Origin of the sequence: Streptomyces rubellomurinus (genome assembly GCF_000961885.1) — a bacterium.
Taxonomy (GTDB): Bacteria; Actinomycetota; Actinomycetes; order Streptomycetales; family Streptomycetaceae; genus Kitasatospora; species Kitasatospora rubellomurina.
Map to the genome: position 1 here is coordinate 1 of NZ_JZKH01000313.1, position 532 is coordinate 532.

1 protein-coding gene is annotated in these 532 nt (G+C 71.4%); it reads left to right on the top strand.

All coding sequences use genetic code 11. The annotated features are described in order from the left end of the window. The coding region (locus tag VM95_RS37985) for a thiamine pyrophosphate-binding protein (protein ID WP_045706183.1) at positions 1–532 on the top strand (532 nt) is incomplete at both ends.

The window sequence follows — 532 nt, forward strand, 5'->3', positions numbered from 1 at the left end:
CTGCATGGCCACCTCCGGCCCCGGCGCGACCAACCTGGTCACCCCGATCGCCGACGCGTACATGGACTCCGTGCCGATCGTGGCCATCACCGGCCAGGTCTCCTCCAAGGCGATCGGCACCGACGCCTTCCAGGAGGCGGACATCTGCGGCATCACGATGCCGATCACCAAGCACAACTACCTGGTCACCGACCCGGCCGAGATCCCCCGGGTGATCGCCGAGGCCTTCCACATCGCCGCCACCGGCCGCCCCGGGCCCGTCCTGGTCGACATCGCCAAGGACGCGCTGCAGGCCACCACCACCTTCCGCTGGCCGGTCGAGCCGCAGCTGCCCGGCTACCGTCCGGTGACCAAGCCGCACGCCAAGCAGATCCGCGAGGCCGCGAAGATGCTGGTCTCCGCCAAGCGCCCGGTGCTCTACGTCGGCGGCGGCGTGATCAAGGCGCAGGCCACCGCCGAGCTGCGGATCCTGGCCGAGCTGACCGGCGCGCCGGTGGTCACCACGCTGATGGCGCTGGGCGCCTTCCCGGAC